Origin of the sequence: Rhodopseudomonas sp. (assembly GCF_048594845.1) — a bacterium.
Classification (GTDB): Bacteria; Pseudomonadota; Alphaproteobacteria; order Rhizobiales; family Xanthobacteraceae; genus Rhodopseudomonas.
The window spans coordinates 1-5,731 of record NZ_JBMDXE010000380.1; the positions used below are offsets into that span (position 1 = coordinate 1).

Genomic DNA, 5,731 nt, shown 5'->3' on the forward strand with positions numbered 1-5,731 from the left:
AACCGCGCATTGGCGAGCTTCTCGTTGGTATAGGCCTGCACGGTGCGCATCGAGCCGACCAGCTCGGACGCAAAGGCAGTGGCGTCAGCCAGCGTGTCCTGCGCATTGCGCGACAGCCGCCGCACCCAGCGGCCGAACGCCACCAGCGGGATCACGATCAGCGGAATCGCTGCGACCACGAAACCGGACAGCCGCGGGCTCGAAATCACCATCATGGAGATGGCGCCAACGAACAGCAGGATATTACGCAGCGCGATCGACACCGAGGCGCCGACAGCAGATTTGATCTGCGTGGTATCGGCGGTGAGCCGCGAGATCAGTTCGCCGCTGCGGGCGGAATCGAAGAATGCCGGCGACAGCGCGGTGAGATGACTGAATACGTCGCGGCGAACGTCGGCGACGATCCGCTCGCCGATCGTCATAACCAGATAGTAGCGCGCCGCGCTGGCGACCGCGAGCACCGCGACGACGCCGAGCATCACCGAGAAGTAGCTGTTGATCAGCTCGATGCCTTCCTGGCTGAAGCCGAAGTCGATCAGCCGGCGCACGGCGAGCGGCACTACCAGCGTGGTCACCGCGGCGACGATCAGCGCGATCAGCGCCAGCGTCGCACGGGTTCGGTAGCGGCCGACATACGGGAGCAACTCGAGCAGCGGTCGCAGCCGGCTGCGCTTGGCCACCGCCTCGACCTGTTCGACCTGGCTGACATCCGCGTCGGCGCGGAACGTGCCGGTGCGCGGACCGACATTCTCGGTCGCCGCGATCGCGTCCAGCGACAGGCCGATCGGAGAGGCCTGAGGTTCGGATGGTTGCCGTTTGCTTGCTGTCGTCATCGGAACTGCCGCGTTAGTCTAGAGGCCTTCCAGCCATCTCCCCCACATAGGCAGCAACAGTGGCGACTGGCAAATCCGGTACAATGCGGTATCCGGATGAAGTCTGCGCCGATACCTTGTCTAAGTGGCGTCGCTGCGATATAGAGCGCGCCAATTCGCCCCGAAATCATCGAGACTGTGGCGCCGGCGCGCGCAAGGATAGCCCATGAAGACCGAAATTCACCCGGATTATCATAACATTACGGTCGTGATGACCGATGGCACCGAATATCAGACGCGTTCGACCTGGGGCAAGGAAGGCGACAAGCTGAACCTCGACATCGACCCCAAGTCGCACCCGGCCTGGACTGGCGGCACCCAGCAGGTGCTCGACCGCGGCGGCCGCGTGTCGCGCTTCCAGAAGAAGTTCTCGGGCTTCCTCAAGAAAGATTGATGGTTCGACGGCCCTCGGGGCCACGAACAGAAACGCCCCGCGGGTCTCGCGGGGCGTTTTTCGTTTAGCGGATGGTTTTTCAGGAAGACCCGGCCGGTCCCGACTCGCATGCCGGGTCCGGCGAGCGAGGGCATCAGCCCTCGAACGCCGCCTTCAGCATATTGAGCTGCGGCACCAGCGGATTTCCGATCGAAGGGCGCTCGGCCGGCGGAGGCAGGTGCATCGAAGCGTCGAGGCGGCGGATCCGAGCCTGCAGGCTCATGGACCGGCCGATCAGCGCCTGAAGCTGTTCGGGCAGACGCTCCAGCGTATCGGGCGCCCCGGGATCGGCCGCAGAGAGCTTGACCTTGGATTTCTCGCGATTGGCCTGGATGAGGGTCATTTCCCCCTCCTTGACGGCCCGGTGCAACAGCAGCCAGGACGCGAGCTGCATCAGCCGCGTGGTCAGGCGCATGCTCTCCGTCGCGTAGGTCAGGCTGACGGAGCGCTCGAGGGTCTTGGCCTCGGCCCGGCCGTCGCCGTCCAGATAGGCCGCCGTCTCCTCGACGAGGTCCATTCCCTCGCGAAACAACGCGCTGAATGCGGCCGAATTGGTCAGCCGTTCGCTCAGCACGACGAGCGGGGCTTCGCTTTGCGAAACTTCCGACATGGTTAACGCCTCACGCTAACGATTAGATGCCGGCTTTGACCGCCGACTTATGATGAACAAATCATTGCGCGCGCGACGCCGGGAGTCCAGCGCGCGCGCGTGCAACGGTTAACGCGGCCTGGGTGTGAAGGATCACCGCGCGCCATGACCAAACTGTGACGGGGTGAAGACAGCGCAAAAAAGAGCCGCCGTTTCCGGCGGCTTTGAAGTTGATAACAGGGAGGCGTCAAAACAGAGTGGACAGGAGCCACTCGGTCCAAAGATGGACAATCAAGTAATACGCGGGAAAGCTTAATCGCTCGTAAATGAGCGACCCGCTTAACGAAGCGTTTGCCATAACGCGCCGGGCGCGAGGCGCTCACCAGGCTCGCGCGGCGCTCGTGGGACGTGCTCGCGTCAGACCTTGAAGAAGCGGTCGGCGGCCTCGCGGGTCGCCCGCTTCATGGTCATCGCGGTCTCCAGCCGGCCGATCTCTTCCTTGAGCAGAGCGATGCGGTGGCCGAGCTCCTCGACCGACAGCAGCGACAGGTCCTGCCCGATCTCGTGGCTGACTTTGGTTCTCGGCTTTTCGTCGTCCTCGATCGCCATCGCACCCTCCGCCATTCGTGATCCGGTCCGGTTGCCAGCCGGGCCGGCGCTGTCTAAGCAGGCTGTCTCATCGCACGACGCTCGTCCACCCCGCCAGCCGAGGACAAATCATGGAACCGGTCCCTTCGCAAATGACCGTGATCGGAATCAGCAAACCTGGCGGACCGGAGGTGCTGCTACCGGAAACCCGCCAGGTGCCCCAGCCCGGCCCCGGTGAAATCCTGGTCAAGGTGGCGGCCGCCGGCGTCAACCGTCCCGATGTGGCACAGCGCTCCGGCAGCTATCCGCCGCCGCCCGGCGCCAGCGACCTGCCCGGCCTGGAAATCTCCGGCGAGGTGGTGGCGCTCGGCGACGGCGCCACCCGGCATAAGCTCGGCGACAAGGTGATGTCGCTGGTGGCCGGCGGCGGCTACGCCGAATACTGCATCGCCCAGGACGCGCAGGCGATGACCGTCCCGGCCAGCTTCTCGATGATCGAGGCCGGCGCCACCGCCGAAACGCTGATGACGGTGTGGCACAACGTGTTCGAGCGTGGCGCGCTTGCCCCCGGCGAAACCCTGCTGGTGCACGGCGGCTCGTCCGGCATCGGCACCATGGCGATCCAGCTCGCGGTCGCGCTCGGCTCCAAGGTGATCACCACCGTCGGCTCGCAGGACAAGGCCGATGCCTGCCTCAAGCTCGGTGCGACGCGTGCCATCAACTACAAGACCGAGGACTTCGTCGCCGCCGTCAAGGAAGCCACCGGCGGCAAGGGCGTCGAGGTGATCCTCGACATGGTCGGCGGCGATTACATCGAGCGCAACTACGACGCCGCCGCGATGGACGGCCGCATCGTGCAGATCGCGTTTCTCGGCGGCGCCAAGACCACCGTCAACTTCACCAAGCTGATGATCAAGCGCCTGCACCACACCGGCTCGACGCTGCGCCCGCGCAGCAACGCCGACAAGGCCGCGATGGTCGCGGCGATCGAGGCCAAGGTGATGCCGCTGCTGGCGCAGGGCAAGATCAAGCCGCTGATCGACGGCACCTTTGCGTTGCAGCAGGCCGCCGAGGCCCACCGCCGCATGGAGACCAGCCAACATATTGGCAAAATTGTGTTGACGGTCTGAAACGCTCTCACTTGGCCAAGGCTTGTTGCGACTATGTTTTCTCCGTCTTTCATGTCATTTATCCGTCTCGGAGACGCGCGGGGGCCGCGCTTCCAGATCGGTGCGAACGCGGAGAACTGACTTGCGTCTGATCAGATGCCTTGCGCTTCTGGCGCTGGGCTTGATGCTGATTGCGGCTGCCCCGCAGGCACATGCACTCGACGCCGTCAGCGTCCGCAGCGACGCGCCGGCGATCGATCTCACCGGCGTGCTCGAACATCAGCGCAGCGACACCGACCGCATCCAGGTTTCGACCGCGCCAGGCACCGACGGCATCGTCCGCCGCATCGAAGTACGCGCGCGTGAAGGCGGCCAAAACTGGGTGGTGTTCGCCCTCGCCAACAACACCGACGATCAGCTCGACCGACTGATCGTGGCGCCGCATTATCGCATGGTGGCGTCGGGGCTGTTCTGGCCCGACCTCGGCCTGTCGCGTATCGCCACGATCACGCCTTCGACCGGCGATCGACCGGAGCGTCAGGACTCGACCACGGCGGACATCTTCCGCGTCACTCTCGATCCCGGCTCGGTGATCACCTTCGTGGCCGAACTACGCACCGACAAGCTGCCGCAGCTCTATCTGTGGGAGCCCGAGGCCTACAAGGACAAGGTCAACTCCTTCACCCTGTATCAGGGCATCGTCATCGGCATCTCGGGCCTGCTGGCGCTGGTGCTGACCATTCTGTTCGTGGTCAAGGGCAGCATCATGTTCCCCGCCGCGGCGGCGCTGGCGTGGGCCGTGCTGGTCTATATCGGCATCGACTTCGGTTTCTGGAGCAAAGTGTTCGACATGTCGGCGGGCGCCGAGCGGATCTGGCGCGCGTCCGGCGAAGCGATCCTCGCGGCGACACTGCTGGTCTTCCTGTTCGCCTATCTCAATCTCAGTCGATGGCATGTGCGCTATTCGCACATCACGCTCGGCTGGCTCGCCTTCCTCGGCTCGCTGGTGGCGCTGGCGCTGTTCGACCCCGCGGTCGCCTCCGGCATCGCCCGCATGTCGCTGGTGCTGATCGCCTTCGCGGGCTTTGCGCTGATCGTCTATCTGTCCACCCACGGCTTCGACCGCGCGGTGCTGCTGATCCCGACTTGGTTCCTGCTGGTGATCTGGGTGATCGCCTCCGGCATGGCGGTCGCCGGCTCTGTCACCAACGACATCGTCGGCCCGGCGCTGCTCGGCGGCCTGGTGCTGATCGTGATGCTGATCGGCTTCACGGTGATGCAGCACGCCTTTGCGGGCTCGGGGGCGACCTGTGGCGTTGTGTCGGACGTCGAACGCCGGGCGCTGGCGCTGATCGGCTCCGGCGACCTGATCTGGGACTGGGACGTCTCGGCCGACAAGGTGTTCACCAGCCCGGAAACCGAAGCGCTGCTCGGCCTCAAGCGCGGCGCGCTCGAGGGCTCGGCCGCGACCTGGCTCGAAGTGCTGCACCCGCTCGATCAGGACCGTTTCCGTGCCGCGCTCGACAGTGTCCTCGACCAGCGCCGCGGGCGCCTCACCCAGCACTTCCGGCTGCGCACCCCCGACGGTCACTTCATGTGGTTCGCGCTGAAGGCCCGCCCGGTGGTCGGCGCCGACGGCGAAGTCACCCGCGTGGTCGGGACGCTGACCGACGTCACCGAGAGCAAGAACGCCGAAGAGCGGATGCTGCACGACTCGGTGCACGACAACCTCACCGGCCTGCCCAACCGCAAGCTGTTCATGGACCGCCTCGGCGCGGTGGCGAATTTCGCCAAGACGATGCCGACGCTGCGGCCGACCCTGATGGTGATCGACCTCGATCGCTTCAAGCAGGTCAACGACTCCGTCGGCATCGCGGTCGGCGACTCCATCCTGCTGACTCTGGCGCGCCGCCTCACCCGCATCCTCAAGCCGCAGGACACGCTGGCGCGGATCGCCGGCGATCAGTTCGGCCTGATCCTGCTGTCCGAACAGGACCCCGCCAAGATCACCGCCTTCGCCGAGACCATCCGCAAGACCATCAAGGCGCCGATCGCGTTCAACGATCGCGAGATCTTCCTCACCGCCTCGATCGGCCTCGCACTCTCCGACCCGCAGACCCAGCTGTCCGACGAGATCATC

Annotated in this window: 6 protein-coding genes; 3 read left to right on the plus strand and 3 right to left on the minus strand. The window is 65.3% G+C overall.

Features of this window, described 5'->3' with window-relative positions; translation table 11 throughout:
- Positions 1 to 833 (minus strand): ABC transporter transmembrane domain-containing protein (locus ACOJTD_RS26110; protein ID WP_420135755.1); only part of this gene is annotated, 833 nt, incomplete at its 3' end.
- Positions 834 to 1,038: 205 nt separating this feature from the next.
- On the opposite strand from ACOJTD_RS26110, the gene rpmE reads away from it, so the two are divergent.
- Positions 1,039 to 1,266 carry a 50S ribosomal protein L31 gene (gene rpmE / locus ACOJTD_RS26115; protein WP_054163797.1) on the plus strand — a complete coding sequence of 76 codons (228 nt, stop codon included), beginning with the start codon at positions 1,039 to 1,041 and terminating at the stop codon, positions 1,264 to 1,266.
- Positions 1,267 to 1,399: 133 nt separating this feature from the next.
- Here rpmE and ACOJTD_RS26120 read toward each other — a convergent pair whose 3' ends face one another.
- Positions 1,400 to 1,915 (minus strand): DUF1465 family protein, encoded by a 516-nt coding sequence (locus tag ACOJTD_RS26120; RefSeq protein ID WP_420135756.1) that lies wholly within the window; start codon positions 1,913 to 1,915, stop codon positions 1,400 to 1,402.
- Positions 1,916 to 2,311: 396 nt separating this feature from the next.
- Entirely contained in the window at positions 2,312 to 2,503 is a 192-nt protein-coding gene (locus ACOJTD_RS26125) for a DUF1192 domain-containing protein (RefSeq protein ID WP_420135759.1), read from the minus strand.
- A gap of 110 nt (positions 2,504 to 2,613) precedes the next feature.
- On the opposite strand from ACOJTD_RS26125, the gene ACOJTD_RS26130 reads away from it, so the two are divergent.
- Both ACOJTD_RS26130 and ACOJTD_RS26135 read left to right on the plus strand, forming a co-directional pair.
- On the plus strand, positions 2,614 to 3,612 hold the full coding sequence (locus ACOJTD_RS26130) for an NAD(P)H-quinone oxidoreductase (protein WP_420135757.1): 999 nt from the start codon (positions 2,614 to 2,616) through the stop codon (positions 3,610 to 3,612).
- Between the two features lie 121 nt (positions 3,613 to 3,733).
- The coding region (locus ACOJTD_RS26135; protein WP_420135758.1) for a diguanylate cyclase domain-containing protein at positions 3,734 to 5,731 on the plus strand (1,998 nt) is incomplete at its 3' end.